Below are 16,778 nucleotides of genomic sequence, written 5' to 3' on the forward strand. Positions count from 1 at the left end.
CGGCTGCGATCAGCCGGGGTTGTGGCGCGCCAGCTTGCGATACAGGGTGGCGCGCGAGATGCCCAGCGCGCGCGCAGCCTGCGAGCGATTGCCACTGAGCTGAGCCAGGGTCCTGTGGATCAGCTCGTTCTGCACATCCGCCATGACGGTGGAGTGGCCAAGGGCTGGCCGCGCCTCCAGCGCCGGTGTGCCGGCCGCCGCCGCCACCCAGCAGTCGTCGAAATGCTCGCGCCGCACGATTTCGCTATCGCCGGACAAGGCAATGGCTGCGCGCAGCACCTGGTGGAGTTCGCGTACATTGCCGGGCCAGTGGTGCGACATGACCAGGGCCATGGCATCGGCGTCGAGCCGCTTGGACCGCCCGCGCGCGAGCGACTGCAGCACGGACGCCACCAGCTCGGGCATGTCCGTGCGCTCGCGCAGGGCAGGCATGCGCACCGACATGCCATTCAGGCGGTAGAACAAGTCCTCCCGGAAGGTGCCCTCGCGCACCAGGTCGGGAAGATGGCGGTGGGTCGCGCAGATCACGGAGATATCGACCGGCACCGGCTTGCTGCTGCCGATCCGGGTCAGGCTGCGCTCCTGCAGCACGCTCAGCAGCCGGGTCTGCAGCGCCAGCGGCATATCGCCGATCTCATCGAGGAAGAGCGTGCCATGATTTGCCTGTTCTATCTTGCCCGCGCTGCCGCCCTTGCGGCTGCCGGTAAATGCACCGTCGGCATAGCCGAACAGTTCGGCTTCGGCCAGGCTTTCGGGAATCGCCGAGCAGTTGAGCGAGACGAAGGCTTCGCCCGGCCGGCTGGCCTCGTGCAGGGCGCGCGCCAGCATGCTCTTGCCGGTACCGGTCTCGCCCAGCACGATCACCGGCACCTGCTCGCGGATCACGGTCACGGCCTTCTCGACGGTGCGGGACAGCGCCGCATCGGCAATCACGCATGACCCGTTGTCGGCCGGCTTGGCGCCATCGCTGCCATGCTGCTGACGCCCGCGCCTGGGCGCCGTTGGCTGGTCAAGCGAAACAAAGAAGCGCTCGCCGCCGAGCGCGCTCAGCGATCCATGGCTGGATACCACCGTGCCATGCAGACCGCTGGCGAAGACCTGGCGCAACTCAGTACCGGCACCGCCAGCGCCGCGCAGTTTCAGCATCTGCCGCGCGGCACGGTTGGCGGCCACAATCACGTCATCGCCCGAGATCGCGACAATGCCCTCGGCCGGCGTGTGCAGCATGCGATGGTCATGATGCAGATGCAGGATGCGGCAGCCATGCAGCCTGGCGTACAGCCGGTTCTCGATCGACATGGCGGCCGACTGCACGAGGCTGAGCGCGTAGCTGGGCAGGTCCACGCCGAAACCGGTGATGTCGATCACGCCGATCAGCTGGTCGTGGCAGTCGTAGATTGGCGCCGCCGCGCATACCACGTCGACAAGCTCATTGAGATAATGCTCGCCGCGCCGAATCTCCACCGCCCCGCCGCCTTCGATCAGCACGCAGGCCGGCGCGTTGGTGCCGAGCGAACTCTCGCATACGCGCTTGCCGCCCCGGAGCACGGCCGCGGCAGCCGGGCCAATCCCGGCACGGGCGCCCGCGTTGGAGCTGACGATCATGCCGTCGGCGTTGGTGCAGAACACGAGCCAGTGCTGCGCGGGAAACGCGCGCGCCAGAATCTCCATGTCCTCGCCGGAGGCCTCGATCAGCACCCGATGTTCATCCTCGATCCACTGCAGCTGCGTGCGCGAGACAGCAGTGCTGAACAGCGCCTGATCCTCGGGCCGCATGCCAGCGTTAGAGGCGCGTTGCCAGCTCCTGGCAATCAGGTCGGATACGGTCCCGGGAGGAATGCGCTTCCCGTCGAAAAAATTCCGTCTCGCAAGCTGCACGTCTGTTGCCGGGCCAATCGATGCATGCCTCATTCAGTCGTCTCCGTACGGTCTTGTTCTGATGGCGCTAACTGCCGCTGCTGCCGCGGCGGGGGGCGCGCGCTGGAGAGGAACTGTAAGTGAGGCACCCCCCGTTTTCAAGCGCATGACGGTGCGGAACATGGTTTTCACCTAGCGCGCAAGCACGAGGCCGGCTCCCCGCCCACGAAACGAGCGGCACACCGTCTCAATTTGAGACAGTGCCGGCCAATGCCGGCCAATTTTGCCAGGAACACTACAGGTACGGCCGGCACCACTAGACCCGCTTTGCCAGCCGCCGTTGCGCCAGGCAGTCGCCATTTTTGACGTGGTCTCCTGGTTGGCCACGCAGGCCGGATCCACTTCAGGCAGCAAAAATGCATCCCAGCGCCTAGTCTTTCCTTGTGGCAGCAGCCAGGAGAGCGCAATGAACGAAGAAACCTTCAACCTCAGCATCCGCAAGTTCCTCAAAGTCGTCGGCGTGAGCTCGCAGCGGGAAATCGAGCTGGCGGTGTCCAAGGCGATCGCCGCCGGCACCATCACCGGAACCGAACGCTTCCCGGTCGTGGTCACGCTGGAACTAGCCGCCTTGCAGGTCAAGGTCCAGTTCGACGGCGAGATTCAGCTCGAGTGAAGTCGCTTGCCGATGCACTGGCGCCACCATCAGTTGGATGATCCCGCTCGACGGGCGAAGCCCATGCGTTGATGTCGATGGCCGTTGAGTGTGCGAACTGCGATCCACCATGCAGATCGCGGTCAATGCCGATACTCCGGCTGGAGAACCTCACGGCGTTTGCAGCGACACCCCGTACTGCGCGAAGATCTGCTGCAGCTCGCCGCTGCGGCGGATCGCGTCCAGCGCGTTCTGCAGTGACTCGGCGAGTTCGCTCTCGTGCGCCTTGACCGCCATGCCAATGGCCCAGCCGCGCGCCGGCAGCAGCGGCGAGGCAACGTCCACCGCGGCGAAACGCGCGGCGGACTGGCCAGCCGCCTTGAGCGCGCTTTCGTATTGCGAGCGCGTGACCATTGCCGCGGCAATCTCGCCGGCAAACAGCGCGCGCAGCGTTTCGTCTGGCCCGGCATAGATCTTCACCTTGTCGCGCAGCGCGCCCTGCGCTCCGGACAACAGGGCATTGGCACCGGCGGAGCCCGCTTCCGCGCCGGTAGGCTGCCCGGCCAGATCCCCTAGCTGGCGGACCTCGGGGACGCGCTCACGGTCGTGTACCAGCACGAACATCTCGCGGTGATAGGGCGCAAAGATCAGCGCCTTGTCGTTCGCGCGCATGAACGCACGGTCCACCGGCACATGCAGCATCACATCCGCCGGGCCATAGCCCAGGTAATGGCCACGCCAGACCATGTTGCGCAGGTCGTCGGACATGTTCTCGTCAGCGTCAAACGGCAGCAGCGACACCGCCAGCCCCATCTGCTTGCTCAGGGCCTTCGCCAGCGCCACGTCGATGCCCGGCAACGGGTTGCCCGCCGCCGTGGAGAATGGCGGCAGGCTCTTATAGACGGCCACCTTCAAGGTCCCGCTCTGGCGGATCTTGGCCATATCGGCCAGCGACGGCTGGGCGCAGGCGAGCGCGGCAACCGCCAGCAGTGCGCCGGCCAGGCGACGGGGGCCAGCCGGGACTGGCATGGAGGGAGCGAGGCCGCGGAAAGAGCTGGCGCGCATGGGAGGTCTCCTGTTTTTTTGATCTTTGTGGTTGTGAATCCGGGGGTACGGGAATCCGGGCAAGCGCGGGCAGCCCCCCTCCTCCCCTTACTCGTGGCGCGATTCGAGGTAAGTCTTGATGGACCAGACGGCTTCCTGGCTCAGCACCCCGTCGAACGGCGGCATGTAGACCCGGCCGTCGCGCGTACGCCCCTTGCGCACGGTGGCGGTGAAGTATTGCGAGACCTCGCCCATGCATTCCTGCTTCTTCTTCGCGTTGGCCAGCGCCGTGCAATCGCCATCGAGCTTGCGCAGATCCGGCGCGATGCCGCCGGACACCGCTTCCAGCCCATGGCAGCGCGCGCAGTTCTGGTTGTAGGCCGAGGAGCCGATACGCAGTGCTTCCTGCTGCGCATCGCCGGTCCTGTATGGATTATCCGGACGCCATTCTTCGCCGAGTTGCGGTAGTGTCTTGGTGTCCACAGCTTGCGGCGTGACGTCGCCATGAGCCGATGCGGCTTGGGGTAGCGCTGCGGCCAGGAGCGTGCAGATGGCAATCAGGGCAAGTGTGCGGCGTGGTGTTTTCATCAGTGTCACCTCCAGTTCCAGTTGTTGAACTCGTTTTGAAGGTGACTTCCGCAAAAGCCATACCAAGCGCAAAGTGGGCCAAAAACCGGGCCGGGCCCCGGCAAATGGTTAGCGTGTGACACAGCAGGCCAACACCAGTGCCCTGGAATGCAACACCCTGGCAAGCGTTTTGCTTCATGACGCAACACTTCCGGGCCATGTCGATCACGCCAGGCCCCGGAACGACCCGCGCACAGATCGCGGGCGACTTCCACAGGAGACAGAAAAAATGACATTCCAAGCGGCCGCTGGCCCGCATGTGCCCGGCGTCTCGCCGGCGGTAACGGGCAACCCGGCGGAGGGCGACCGGCCCGGCCTGATCGCCCAGGCCCACCAGCGCTCCGAATCCTATGGCTTGCGGCCCTATGAATCGCCGGACTTCTGCCCGGTGCTCCAGAACGAGCTGAAAACCCAGATAGAGCGCAGCCAGTCGCTGTTTACCTACGCGCTGCCGGTCATGGAGACACTCTATGACCAGATCGTCAACACGCAGAGCATGGTGATCCTGACGGACGCTGCCGGCCTGATCCTGCACTCGCTGGGCGATGACGATTTCCTGGCCAAGGCCAGCAAGGTGGCCTTGCAGCCCGGCGCCCTGTGGTCCGAGGAAAGCCGGGGCACCAACGCCATCGGCACCGCGCTGGCCGAGAACAAGGCCACGCTGGTCCACGGCGCGGAGCATTTCCTGGAGGCCAACCGCTTCCTCACGTGCTCGTGCATGCCCATCCTCGATGCCTACGGCAAGACGGTCGGCGCGCTCGACGTGACGGGTGACCAGCGCGGGTTCCACAAGCACACCATGGCGCTGGTGCGGATGTCGGCGCAAATGATCGAGAACCAGCTGTTCGCCAATGCCTTCCAGGACATGGTGTGTGTCCGGTTCCACTCGCGCGCGGAGTTTATCGGCACCCTGGTCGAGGGCATCGCCTCCTTTACGCCGGGCGGACGCTTCCTGTCGGCCAACCGCAGCGCGCAGTTCCAGCTTGGGATGTCGGTCGGCGCCTTGCACGCGCACACCTTCTCCTCGCTGTTCGGCCTGTCGCTGTCGCAGTTGTTCGACGCCGAGCGCAAGGTCCAGGGGGGCGTCGTGCACTTGCCGCTGCCAAGCGGCGTCAAGGTCAGCGCACGCATCGAGTGGAAAGCGCCCGCCGCTTCCGTTCCGGCGGTGGCCATCGACCGTGGCAGCGCGCAGGCCCAATGCAGGCCTGAAGCCACCTCCCTGCCCCACCGTGCTGCCACGCAGCCAACCCAGCCCGGGCTGGACGACCTGGACACCGGCGACGCCCAGATCCAAGGTGTCATCACCAAGCTGCGCAAGGTGATCGGCAAGGATATTCCCATCATGGTGTTGGGGGAAACCGGCACCGGCAAGGAACTGCTGGCCCGCGCCATCCACGCCGACAGCCCGCGCCATGCCGGGCCCTTCATCGCGGTCAACTGCGCCTCGATACCCGAGACGCTGATCGAATCCGAACTGTTCGGCTACGAGGAAGGCGCCTTCACCGGCGCCCGCAAGAAGGGCGGCATCGGCAAGATGCTGCTGGCCAATGGCGGCACCCTCTTCCTCGATGAAATCGGCGATATGCCCTTGCACCTGCAGGCGCGCATGCTGCGAGCGCTGCAGGAGCGCGCGGTCACGCCGCTGGGCAGCAGCAAGGTGATCCACGTCGACGTGTCCGTGATCTGCGCCACCAATCGCAATATGCGGGAACAGGTCGCCAATGGCTTGTTCCGGGAAGACCTTTACTACCGCCTGAACGGCCTCGTGGTGCGGCTGCCGGCATTGCGCGAGCGCAGCGACCTCGATGTGGTGGCCAACAAGCTGTTGCGCGAGGGCCAGGCCAGCGGGGGACCGCGCATCAAGGATGCGGTCATGGCAATGTTCCGCAGCTATCACTGGCCGGGTAATATCCGCCAGCTTGGCAACCTGCTGCGCACCGCGCGGCTGATGGCCGAAGGCGAGCCGGAGATCACCGAGGACCACCTGCCCGACGATTTCCTGGAAGACCGGCTGGCGCGCCAGGCCACCCACCCCACGCACGACGCCACGGTGGCGGCAGACGCCGCACCGGACGGCGAGCGCGCCGCGGGGGCAGCGCCCCGCGCCCAGCCCACCCGCCTGTCCGACGTCGAGGTGCTGACCATCGCCGCCGCGGTCAAGGCGCACCACGGCAATATTTCCGCGGCGGCCAAGGCGCTCGGCATCTCGCGCAATACGGTCTACCGGAAGCTGGACGAGGCCAACGCGCTGCCGCAGCAGGATGGCTGAGACGGCAGCCGTGCGCGCCGGCTGGCGCTCAGGCCAGCGGCTCGCCGTTCATCCACAGGTCTTCCAGTTCGCGCCAGGCGTGCTGCACATTCAAGGGATGGCGCGAAGCGAAATAGCGCCAATGGCGGTACGGCTCGGCGGCGGCAGGGCTGAGCACGCGCGCCGCATCGCCCCCTGCTTGCAGTGCGGCGGCAACACCGCCGGCCAACGCGTCCAGGTAAGCCAGCGTGGGCGCCAGCGTTTGCGCAGGCGTGCCCGGCGCGGTGCCCACCACGATATCGGCGGGTAGCGCGGACACGGCGCGCAGCGCGCGCCGCCAGCCTTGCAGGGAAGCCTCCTGCATCTCCGGAACGCGGTCGCGGTAGGCCAGGCTGCCCACGCATAATAGCCGCCGCCGCGGCGCATACAGCACAGTATCCGAAGCGCTATGCGCCCCCGCGTGGACCTGCACCTCCCATGCGGTGGCGCCGGTCTGCAGGCGCTCGCCATGGCGCAAGCCGGGTTCAGGCAACACGATCTGCGTGCCACGCATCGCCGCTGGCCCCAGTTGCGCGGCCAGCCGGGCCAGGCACGCCTCGCAGCGCTGCCGCATCAGGCCAGCGGTGGCGGCAGAGGCCAGGAACGCGGGGCGCGGCCGCAAGCGTGCGAACGCCGCGTTGGCCAGCACGTTCTCGGGATGCGCATGGGTATTGACCACCCAGCGCACCGGCTCGGGCGTCACGGCCCGGATCGCCGCCAGCAGCCCGTTCCCCCAGGCCAGATGCGGGCCCGGGTCGACCACCAGCACCCCGGCTCCGGTCACATGGACCAGGGTCGGCACCACCTCTGCGGCATTGGCCCGCGCTACCTCGGCATTGGCCGCGCTGGCTACATACACACCAGGCTGCAACCTCACCAGCACCACGCGGCCAAATGCCGCGGCCGGCCCGGCGCCGCCGAGCGCCATCGTCAGCAGGCCGCCCATGAATCCGCGCCGGGTGGGATCCGTCACCGCTGCCGGCCCGCCGCGCGAATGGCGGCCCGCAGGGCCTCGGCCATGGCACCGACAGGCAAGTGTCCGCCAGGCACCCAGACCATCCGCGCCTGGGGCATGACCGCCTGCAAACGCACGGCGTTGGCCGGCCGGCAGACCGCATCGGCACGGCCATGCAGCAACGTCACCGGCACGTCCCGCGCGCCGATCTGCGCCGCTGCCTTCAGCAGCGCCGGCTTGCCCAGCCCGGCGCGGCGGCGCAGGTAATGCGCCTGGACCCGGTATTTGTCCACCGTCGCCATGCGCTCGCGCCACGGCTGGCGCACCAGCTGCGTCCGGCCAAGACCCAGCATCCGCCGTTCGGCGCGCTGCCACTGTCCGGCAGTGTCCAGTTTTTGAACAGTCGTACCACTTTGCAACACTCGCGACACAGTGAGCAGGCGGGCCCGGGCATCGGACGACCGCTCGCCCCTTGCCATGACGCGCCGCAACATTGCGCCGCCGCGCGGAGAAAAAAGCCGATGGATATCGTCGCGGCCAGTCAGGAAAGCGCCCCGCAGGACCAGGGCCGCCACCGCGTCGGGATAGCGCGCGGCATAGGCCAGCGCCAGCGCAGCACCCCAGGATCCGCCCACCACGCTCCAGCGCTGGACGCCAAGCGCTCGGCGCAGCTGCTCCAGGTCTGCCAGCAGCGCGCCCGCCGTATTCCGGCGCAGCGTCCCGGCGGGCCGCGAACGGCCCGCGCCACGCTGGTCAGGCATCACCACGCGGTGCCGCAACGGATCGAACCACGCCACCATCGACGGGCTGCAGCCGCTGCCCGGCCCGCCGTGAAGCACCAGCCAAGGATCACCCGTGGCCGGGCCAGCCTGTCGCACATGCATGCGATGGCCATCCCGCATACAGAGGAAAGAACAGTGGGACGGCGGGGGCGCTGCGGGCATGGATGTTGCCTCGGAAAGAACGCGGCGATCTCCGCCGCAAGACAACACGATGCATTCACTAACTATGCCACCCCTGAGGAGGAGACATGAACTGGACCACCCCCGCCTACAAAGAACTACGCCTGGGTTTCGAGATCACGATGTACATCGCCAACCGCTGAGCCTCTTTGCCTGAACGCGCCAACCTGGCAAGGCCCGCTCCCCGCGGGCCTTTTTTCTCGCTGGCGGGCTTTTTGCTCTTCGACTCTGTCACGAACCCTATCGATACGCGCCATGACAATACTCCGGGTCCTGGGATCGGCCGCAGGCGGTGGCTTTCCCCAGTGGAACTGCAACTGCCGCCAATGCGATGGCGTACGCAACGGCACGCTGCGCGCCACGCCACGCACGCAGTCGTCGATCGCCTTGAGCGACGCAGGGCAGGACTGGGTGCTGGTCAACGCCTCCCCCGACATCCTCGAGCAGCTGCGCCAGGCGCCAGCGCTGCAGCCGGCGCGCCAGCCGCGCGACACTGGCATTGCCGGGGTGGTGCTGATGGATGCGCAGATCGATCACGTGACCGGCCTCTTGATGTTGCGCGAGCATCGGCAAGCGCTGCCGGTCTACGCCACCGCGGCGGTCCTGCAGGATCTCGGCACAGCGTTCCCGCTGACACGCATGCTGTCGCACTACTGCGGGCTGGACACGCACACGCTGGCCCTGGACGACGCGCCCTTCACGGTGCCACCGCTCCATAGTGTGATGCTCACGGCGGTGCCGCTGGAGAGCAAGGCGCCGCCCTATTCTCCCAACCGCAACGCGCCGCAGCGTGGCGACAATATCGGGCTGCGCATTGTCGATGCCGCCACCGGCCGGCGCGCCTTCTATGCGCCCGGGCTGGGCCGCATCGAGCCGCGCGTGCTCGACGAACTGCAGCGCGCCGACGTGGTGCTGGTGGACGGCACCTGCTGGCGCGACGATGAGCTGCAGCAGCTAGGCTTCTCCGCCAAGACCGCCGCGGACATGGGGCATCTCGCGCTGTCCGGCCCGGGCGGCATGATCGAGACGCTCGACCGCCTGCCCAAGGCACGCAAGATCCTGATCCACATCAACAACACCAACCCGATCCTGGTGGACGACTCGCCGCAGCGCGGCCTGCTGGCGGACCACGGCATCGAGGTGGCCTACGACGGCATGGAAATCTCGCTATGACACAAGCCACGGCCTGGAGCCCCGCCGAATTCGAAGCGCGCCTGCGCGCGAAAGAGACGGGCTATCACATCCACCACCCGTTCAACCTGCGCATGGCGGCCGGGCAATGCACGCCGGCGCAGATTCGCGCGTGGGTGGCCAACCGCTTCTACTACCAGACCAGCATCCCGCTCAAGGACGCCGCCGTGCTCTCCAACTGCCCCGACCGCGCCACGCGCCGCGAGTGGGTTGTGCGCATCCTGGACCATGACGGCACAGACACCCAGGAAGGTGGCATCGAAGCCTGGCTGCGGCTGGGCCAGGCGGTGGGACTCACGCGGGATGCGCTGTGGTCGCACCGGCACGTGCTGCCCGGCGTGCGCTTCGCCGTCGACGCCTATGTGAACTTCGCGCGGCGCTCGCCCTGGCAGGAGGCCGTGTGCTCCTCGCTGACCGAGATGTTCGCCCCGGAAATCCACAAGGAGCGCCTGGCCGGCTGGCCCGGGCACTATCCGTGGATCGAAGCGCAAGGCCTGGATTATTTCCGCTCGCGCATTCCGCTTGCGCAGCGCGACGTCGATCACGGCCTGCGCGTGACGCTTGGCTACTTCCGCACGCCGGAGCAGCAGCAGCGCGCGCTGGACATCCTGCAATTCAAGCTCGACATCCTGTGGTCGATGCTCGACGCCATCCAACTCGCCCACCCATGACCCCGACCGAAGCCGACCTGACCAAGCCGACGCTGCACCGGACCTTTCGCCTGCAGTGGGAAGACGCCCAGCAGAGCTGGATCCTGCTGTATCCGGAAGGCATGGTCACGCTCAACGACAGCGCGGCTGCCATCCTGCAGCGCTGCGACGGCAGCCACACTCTCGACATGCTGATCGACGACCTGCAGTCCGCCTTCGGCGTGCAGGGCATCGCACCAGAGGTACACGCCTTTGTCAAACATGCCATCGAACGCGGCTGGCTGGTCTGAGCCGCCAGCAGCCATGGCGCCGCCGGGGCCGCCGGGGCCGCCGCTATGGCTGCTGGCGGAACTGACCTACCGCTGCCCGCTCCATTGCGCCTTCTGCTCGAACCCGGTGGACTATGCCCGGCATGATGCCGAGCTCGACACCGCCCAGTGGCGCGACGTCTTCACCCAAGCGCGCGCACTGGGCGCCGTGCAACTGGGCCTGTCGGGCGGCGAACCCCTGCTGCGCAAAGACCTGGAAACACTGGTCGAACATGCCCACGGGCTGGGCTTTTACACCAACCTCATCACCTCTGGCATCGGCCTCACGGATGCGCGGCTGGCCGCCTTGCGCGTCGCCGGGCTTGACCATATCCAGCTATCGTTCCAGGACTCCACGCGCGAACTCAACGATTTTCTCTCCAGCACCCGTACCTTCAACCTGAAGCAACGCGTGGCCCGCCTGATCAAGGCGCACGGCTATCCGATGGTGATGAACTGCGTGCTGCACCGGCATAACCTGCCCCATGTCGGCGCCATCATCGAGATGGCGCTGGAGATGGGCGCCGAATACCTGGAACTGGCCAACACCCAATATTACGGATGGGCCTGGGAGAACCGGCAGGCGTTGATGCCCACGCATGAGCAGCTGCGCGAAGCCGAAGCGGTCGTGAATGCATACCGCGCACGCATCGGCAACCGGTGCAAGATCCTGTTCGTGGTGCCCGATTACTTCGAGCAACGGCCCAAGAAATGCATGAACGGGTGGGGCACCACCTTCCTTGGCGTGGCGCCCGACGGCGTCGCGCTGCCCTGCCACGCGGCCCGCATGCTGCCCGGGCTCGACCTGCCGAACGTCACCACGCAATCGCTGCGTGAAATATGGCGCAACAGCGACGCCTTCCAGCGTTTTCGCGGCACGCACTGGCTGCCGCAGCCTTGCCGCTCCTGCGACTCGCAGGCGCAAGACCATGGCGGGTGCCGCTGCCAGGCGTTCCTGTTGACCGGCGATGCCGCCGCCACGGATCCGGTGTGCGATCGGTCGGGAGACCATGGGAAGGTCATGGAGATCGTGCTACAGGGCAGGCTGGCCGAGGCACAGGCGCGCGGCCGGGAGCACGGGATGGTCTTCCGCAGCGATGGGAATTCGCTCAGGCTAAGCAGCGAAGCGGACTGCGCTGGTAGTGAAAGAGGTAAATAGAAAATCGAGAACAGAAAAATCAAAGACGTTTCACACCGTGCCTGGGCAGCCATGCGGGCCGATGTGAAACGTCCTTGCGAATCCTTCCTTCGTCTCCGGTTTTTATCCGACCGTCAGGTCTGACACCGGTCTCCTCCAATGCTCATCCGATACTCAGAACCCACTCTGCCAGCTTCCTGGCATCCGTCTCACTGAGCTGATCGTGTGGCGGCATGGGAATCCGTCCCCAAACGCCTTTCCCGCCCTCACGGATCTTTTTCGCGAGCCGCTCGGGTGCTTCCCCGTCGCCCTTGTACTTGCCCGCTACCTCGGCAAAGCCTGGCCCGACTACCTTGGTCTTCATGCTGTGACAAGAAAAGCAGCCGCTTTTGTCGGCCAGCGCCTGCATATCGGGCGCCGCTTCGACCCGGGTGGCACACAGCACCATCGCCACCATCGCGACCGTGGCCGTGGCCGTGGCCGTCAACGGCAGGAATCCTTTCGCCTTCTGCATATCTACGTCCCAATGCTTTGATCATCGACCCGCCCTTGCGCGTGCCGGCGCCGGTGTGCGATGCCGGCACGCGCAGGGCAGCTACGCTACATGGTGTGCGGCAACATTCAGCTCTTGTGCAGCTTGAACACCCACACCGATCCGCCCTGCTCCAGGAAATTCACGCGTTTGGCGACTTCCCCGCCCCACAGCGGCACGGCGCCGCCCCAGCCCGACACCACCGCCACATACTGCTCGCCGCCCTCCTCCCAGGTAACCGGCGGCGCCACCACGCCGCTGCCCGTCTGGAACTTCCACAGTTCCTTGCCGGTCTTGGCATCCGCGGCCTTCAGGTAGCCCTCCGGCGTGCCCCAGAACACCAGCCCGCCGGCAGTGGTCATCACCCCGCCCCACAGCGGCGCGTAGTTCTTGACTTCCCACTCGATCTTGCCGGTCTTGGGATTGATCGCGCGCAGCGAGCCGATGTAGTCCTCGTTGAGCGGATGGATGGTGAAGCCGGCGCCGAGGAAGGCGGCGCCCTTCTTGTAGCCCACGGGTTCGTTCCAGATATCCATGCCCCATTCATTGGCTGGCACATAGAACAGGCCGGTCTGCGGGCTGTAGGCCATCGGCTGCTGGTTCTTGCCCCCGAGGAAGCCCGGCGCGGCGAACACGGACTGGCCCTTCTTCGGATCGCTGCCCGCCGCCGGGTCGCCCGGCCGGCTTTCCGCGATCATGTTGGGTCGGCCGGTCTTGAGGTCGATGCTGCTGGCCCAGGTGATCTTCTTGACGAAGGGAAAGGCGTTCACCAGCTTGCCGCTGGTGGCGTCGTTGACGTAGAAGAAGCCGTTGCGGTCGGCCTTGCCGCCCAGGCGCTTGCCGTCCTGGTCGAAGGTCACGAACTCGTTGACGCCGTCAAAGTCCCAGCCATCGTTCGGGGTGTTCTGGTAGTGCCAGACAATCTTGCCGGTGGCGGGGTCGAGGGCAACGGTCGAGGCCGAATACAGGTTGTCGCCCTTGCGCATGTGGCTGTTCCACGGCCCCGGGTTGCCGGTGCCGAAGTAGGCAAGTCCGGTCTGCGGATCGTAGGTGCCGCCAAGCCAGGTGGCCGCGCCGCCGGTCTTCCAGGTCTCGCCGGGCCAACTGGCGTTCTGGGTGCCGGTCACACCGTTCTCGGTCTTGTTGCCGTCCTTGTCATACTTGTAGCCCATATGGCCTTCCACCACTGGCCTGGACCACACCATCTGCCCGGTCTTGGCGTCGCGCGCCTCGACCCGTCCCACCACGCCGAACTCGCCGCCCGAGACGCCGGTCAGCACCATGCCTTTGACGATCAGGGGGGCCGCCGTGTAGGAGTATCCGGCAGCATAGTCTTCGATCTTCTCCTTCCACACCACCTTGCCGGTCTTCTGGTCCAGCGCCACCAACTGCGCGTCGAGCGTGCCGAAGATCACCAGGTTGTCGTACAGGGCTGCGCCACGGTTGACCACGTCGCAGCAGGGCATGATGCCCTCGGGCAGGCGGTGCTCATACTTCCACAGCTTGGTGCCTGTCTTCAGGTCGAGCGCGTAGATGCGCGAATAGGAGGCGGTCACGAACATCTTGCCGTCGTGGATCAACGGCTGCGCTTCCTGCCCGCGCTGCTTCTCGCCGCCGAAAGAGAACGACCACGCCGGCACCAGCTGGCTGATGTTCTTGGTGTTGATGCGGTTCAGCGTGGAAAAGCGCTGGCCTTGCGGGCCCATCCCCCACGACAGCACGTCGCCCGGCGACTTCGCGTCGTTCTCGATCATGGCATCGGTCACCGCGGCCTGCGCCACCAGGCTCGCGGTTGTCGCCGCGAGCACCATCATCACGCGTAACGTTCTCATTGTCTGCTCCTCTCTCTTGTTGTCGATCGTTGTCGATCCTCGCCGGTGTGCCACGCACACCAGACAGACTCTTGGCAATTCCCATGCCAATGGAAAACACCCGCATCCGGGCCCTCAGCGGCCCCATCGCGGCCTGCCGATACCTCAATGGCGTACCAGCGCGGAACACTCCGTTGCCGTTGTTGCGCAATTGAACAGCACACGTGCCCTGACTCAGCGTCCCAACGCGGCGTCCTCATACGCCGGGTAGAGGTGCGTCACATTGCGCAAGTACTCCGCCGGCATGGCGCCCCAGTGGGCGTAGGCCTGCGGCACCGGCATGGCGATCACCTCGGCCAGGTCGCGCCCCTGCGATGCCGCCTGGGTCATGCGGGCATCCAGCCACTGCAGGTAGCCGCGTGTCTGCGCGACGGCATCCGCGCTGCCGAGCGCCGGTCCGTGGCTGGGGATCAGCAACCGCGCGCCGCTGTCGCGCAACAGCGCCTGCAATTGGTCCAGGCTGGCCAGCCAGCGCTTGAGATCCGCGTGGGGTGTGGTCGGCACGCGCTCGCGGAACGCTACGCCGCCCGCGAACACAATGCCGGCGCTGCGGTCCACGATCACCAGGTCGTCGGCGGTGTGGCCGTCCATCCGGATCAGATCGAAGGTGTGCCTGCCGATCGTGCGCCGGCCCGGGGTCAGCACGTGGCGCGGCGGCGCAGGTTCGGTGTCGCGCATCCAGCTGCCGCACAGGCGATAGAGGTTGTCGGCATAAGCAGGCCCTTCGCGCCGGGCGCCGTCGATGGTGCCGGCCAGCGCGCTGGCGCCCACGTCGGCATAGGCCTGGTTGCCGAAGAAGTAGTCCGGATGCAGGTTGAGATTGAGCACCAGCCGTACCGGCGCCGCCGTGACCGAAGCAATGGCACGGCGCTGCTGCTCGCCGTACTGGCGCGACGGCCCGGTATTGATCACCACCACGCCATCACCCGTGTCGATAAAGGCGGTGTTGATGATGTTGCAGCCGTTGTCCGGCGCGAAATCCGCATTCGCCCCTTCCAGCAGCCACACGTCGGCGGCGACCTGGCGTGGCGCCAGGTGATAGTCCCCTGCCTGCGCCAGCGCCGCCTGCGCTGCCAGCCATAGCAGGATGCCGAGCACGCGCTTCATGGCGTCACCTGCGCCGCGAACCGGTTGCCGTTGTTATCGCGCCCGGTCACCGTCATGCCGCGCTCGCTGGCCCCGCGCAGGTCGAAGGAGAAGATCGGGTTTTCAGCGACCGGTTCGTATAGCGTCAGCCGCAGCATCGCCTCCCGGGTGGCGTCGAGCAGGTTCAGCGACTCCACATGGAAGGCGGGGATACCGGCCACCAGCCCGGTGTCCATCGGGTGCATCACACGTAGCCGCACCCGGCCACCGGCGCCGCCGAGGCCGGGGAACACGCGCGATTCGACCCGGTTCAGCGTGGTGCTCCATGAGCCGTCGCGGCGTGTCGCGCCCGGCACCGTGCAGCCGCCGCCGCTGGCATCCACCATCACCCCGCCCACATGCCACACGCCGTCCGGCGTGCGGGCCGCCACGCGCACCGGCGAGGCCTGCTCCAGCTTGAAGCGCAACGACAGCGAGGGACGCACCTTGAGCGGCTCGAACTCCAGCACCTTGCGGATCGGGTTGCGGTCCACCATCACCACGATGCGATCCACCTCGCCGAGCGCCGATGCATCGAAGGCGATCGGCACCCGCATCGGATCTTCGGCAAAGGCCGGCCCGGTGACCTTGACGCGGCTGTCGAACACGAACGGCGCCTGCTGCAGCGCTTCCTTGCGCACCAGCGGCCATTGCGGCGACTGCAACGGATCGCGGCTCTCCAATGCCCACGCGCCCGCTGCGGCCAACGCCAGGCAAGCTGCCAGCGGCACGGCATGCCTCATGCCGCCCCCCCAGCCTGGCGCACGCGGCGCGCCATCCCGCGCTGCGGGTCGTAGCCGAGCAGCGCCAAGGCGAAAAACACTGCCGTGCAGCCGGCCACCACCGCGAGGCTGACCGGCGCGGCCTGCCCGTACAAGGCGAAGCGGATCGCTTCCACGGCATGGGTAAAGGGATTGAAGCGCGCGAGCTGGTAGACCACGGTGGCACCGGACTCCTCCAGCTTCCAGAGCGGATACAGCGCCGAACTGATGAAGAACATCGGGAAGATCACGAAATTCATGGTGCCGGCGAAGTTCTCCAGCTGCCGCACATGCACCGACAGCAGCAAGCCCAACGACCCCAGCATCAGCGCGGCCAGCACCATCACCGCCAGCGCGCCGGGCAGGCATGCCGGCGCGAAGGTCACGTCGAAGGCCATGGCGACAAGCAAGAAGGCGATCATCTGCAGCAACGAAAGCAAAGTGCCGGCGGCCAGCTTGCAGGCCAGCAGCCAGGCCCTGGGCAGCGGCGCGGTCAGCAGCAAGCGCATCACGCCCATCTCGCGGTCGTACACCATCGCCAGCGAGGACTGCATGCCGTTGAACAGCGCGATCATGCCAAGCAGGCCGGGCGTGACAAAGACCTTGTATTCGACATAGGTGTCATAGGGCGGCACGATGGCAACGCCGAGCGCGTTCTGGAAGCCGGCCGCGAAGACCAGCAGCCACAGCAGCGGCCGCACGAGGGACGAGAACAACCGTCCAGGCTGCCGGAAGAACTTGTGCAGTTCGCGCCCGGCCACCGCGCGCAAGGCGCGCCAGGCGTGGATCAGGGTGGTAGTCATGGCTCGGGCGTCGCC

The 16,778-nt window shown here is 66.7% G+C and carries 17 protein-coding genes; 7 read left to right on the forward strand and 10 right to left on the reverse strand.

What is annotated here, in order from left to right; genetic code table 11:
- Positions 1 to 9: 9 nt before the first annotated feature.
- On the reverse strand, positions 10 to 1,911 hold the full coding sequence (locus AC1RQK_RS08505) for a sigma-54-dependent Fis family transcriptional regulator (protein WP_492808506.1): 1,902 nt from the start codon (positions 1,909 to 1,911) through the stop codon (positions 10 to 12).
- A 412-nt stretch (positions 1,912 to 2,323) separates the two neighbouring features.
- Between AC1RQK_RS08505 and AC1RQK_RS08510 the strand changes: the two genes are divergently transcribed.
- Positions 2,324 to 2,530, forward strand: coding sequence for a DUF6494 family protein (locus tag AC1RQK_RS08510; protein ID WP_416048726.1), 207 nt, complete (start codon positions 2,324 to 2,326; stop codon positions 2,528 to 2,530).
- A gap of 150 nt (positions 2,531 to 2,680) precedes the next feature.
- On the opposite strand, the gene AC1RQK_RS08515 is transcribed toward AC1RQK_RS08510, so the two are convergent.
- Entirely contained in the window at positions 2,681 to 3,574 is an 894-nt protein-coding gene (locus AC1RQK_RS08515) for a substrate-binding periplasmic protein (RefSeq protein WP_492372501.1), read from the reverse strand.
- 87 nt (positions 3,575 to 3,661) lie between these two features.
- Positions 3,662 to 4,141, reverse strand: coding sequence for a cytochrome c-550 PedF (pedF, locus tag AC1RQK_RS08520; protein ID WP_492372500.1), 480 nt, complete (start codon positions 4,139 to 4,141; stop codon positions 3,662 to 3,664).
- A 268-nt stretch (positions 4,142 to 4,409) separates the two neighbouring features.
- Here pedF and AC1RQK_RS08525 point away from each other — a divergent pair, with 268 nt between their 5' ends.
- Positions 4,410 to 6,449, forward strand: a complete 2,040-nt coding sequence (locus tag AC1RQK_RS08525) for a sigma-54-dependent Fis family transcriptional regulator (protein WP_492372499.1) — start codon at positions 4,410 to 4,412, stop codon at positions 6,447 to 6,449.
- A 28-nt stretch (positions 6,450 to 6,477) separates the two neighbouring features.
- Here the strand turns inward: AC1RQK_RS08525 and AC1RQK_RS08530 are convergent, their stop codons facing one another.
- Positions 6,478 to 7,413 (reverse strand): MBL fold metallo-hydrolase, encoded by a 936-nt coding sequence (locus AC1RQK_RS08530; protein WP_492808509.1) that lies wholly within the window; start codon positions 7,411 to 7,413, stop codon positions 6,478 to 6,480.
- A 23-nt stretch (positions 7,414 to 7,436) separates the two neighbouring features.
- A complete protein-coding gene (locus AC1RQK_RS08535; RefSeq protein ID WP_492808512.1) occupies positions 7,437 to 8,366 on the reverse strand; it encodes an alpha/beta fold hydrolase in 930 nt (309 codons plus the stop codon).
- Between the two features lie 86 nt (positions 8,367 to 8,452).
- On the opposite strand from AC1RQK_RS08535, the gene pqqA reads away from it, so the two are divergent.
- The 5 genes from pqqA to pqqE all read left to right on the forward strand — a co-directional run bounded on the left by pqqA (position 8,453) and on the right by pqqE (position 11,692).
- On the forward strand, positions 8,453 to 8,527 hold the full coding sequence (pqqA, locus tag AC1RQK_RS08540; protein ID WP_006161450.1) for a pyrroloquinoline quinone precursor peptide PqqA: 75 nt from the start codon (positions 8,453 to 8,455) through the stop codon (positions 8,525 to 8,527).
- A gap of 112 nt (positions 8,528 to 8,639) precedes the next feature.
- Positions 8,640 to 9,557, forward strand: coding sequence for a pyrroloquinoline quinone biosynthesis protein PqqB (pqqB, locus tag AC1RQK_RS08545; protein WP_492808514.1), 918 nt, complete (start codon positions 8,640 to 8,642; stop codon positions 9,555 to 9,557).
- Entirely contained in the window at positions 9,554 to 10,246 is a 693-nt protein-coding gene (gene pqqC, locus AC1RQK_RS08550; RefSeq protein ID WP_492808516.1) for a pyrroloquinoline-quinone synthase PqqC, read from the forward strand. Before pqqB ends, pqqC begins: the two co-directional genes overlap by 4 nt.
- Positions 10,243 to 10,515 carry a pyrroloquinoline quinone biosynthesis peptide chaperone PqqD gene (gene pqqD / locus AC1RQK_RS08555; RefSeq protein WP_035862268.1) on the forward strand — a complete coding sequence of 91 codons (273 nt, stop codon included), beginning with the start codon at positions 10,243 to 10,245 and terminating at the stop codon, positions 10,513 to 10,515. Before pqqC ends, pqqD begins: the two co-directional genes overlap by 4 nt.
- On the forward strand, positions 10,487 to 11,692 hold the full coding sequence (gene pqqE / locus AC1RQK_RS08560) for a pyrroloquinoline quinone biosynthesis protein PqqE (RefSeq protein ID WP_492808519.1): 1,206 nt from the start codon (positions 10,487 to 10,489) through the stop codon (positions 11,690 to 11,692). The genes pqqD and pqqE overlap by 29 nt, the downstream gene beginning before the upstream one ends.
- A gap of 142 nt (positions 11,693 to 11,834) precedes the next feature.
- Here the strand turns inward: pqqE and AC1RQK_RS08565 are convergent, their stop codons facing one another.
- The 5 genes from AC1RQK_RS08565 to AC1RQK_RS08585 form a co-directional block, all read right to left on the reverse strand.
- Entirely contained in the window at positions 11,835 to 12,128 is a 294-nt protein-coding gene (locus AC1RQK_RS08565) for a c-type cytochrome (protein WP_492372530.1), read from the reverse strand.
- Positions 12,129 to 12,292: 164 nt separating this feature from the next.
- Positions 12,293 to 14,035: a PQQ-dependent methanol/ethanol family dehydrogenase gene (locus AC1RQK_RS08570; RefSeq protein ID WP_458761615.1), complete on the reverse strand. Its 1,743-nt coding sequence runs from the start codon at positions 14,033 to 14,035 to the stop codon at positions 12,293 to 12,295.
- Positions 14,036 to 14,248: 213 nt separating this feature from the next.
- Positions 14,249 to 15,181: a quinoprotein relay system zinc metallohydrolase 1 gene (locus tag AC1RQK_RS08575; RefSeq protein WP_492808521.1), complete on the reverse strand. Its 933-nt coding sequence runs from the start codon at positions 15,179 to 15,181 to the stop codon at positions 14,249 to 14,251.
- Entirely contained in the window at positions 15,178 to 15,942 is a 765-nt protein-coding gene (locus tag AC1RQK_RS08580; RefSeq protein ID WP_492808523.1) for a quinoprotein dehydrogenase-associated SoxYZ-like carrier, read from the reverse strand. The genes AC1RQK_RS08575 and AC1RQK_RS08580 overlap by 4 nt, the downstream gene beginning before the upstream one ends.
- Entirely contained in the window at positions 15,939 to 16,763 is an 825-nt protein-coding gene (locus AC1RQK_RS08585) for an ABC transporter permease (protein ID WP_492808525.1), read from the reverse strand. The genes AC1RQK_RS08580 and AC1RQK_RS08585 overlap by 4 nt, the downstream gene beginning before the upstream one ends.
- Between the last annotated feature and the right edge of the window lie 15 nt (positions 16,764 to 16,778).

This window comes from Cupriavidus sp. GW822-FHT02D05 (assembly GCF_058802485.1).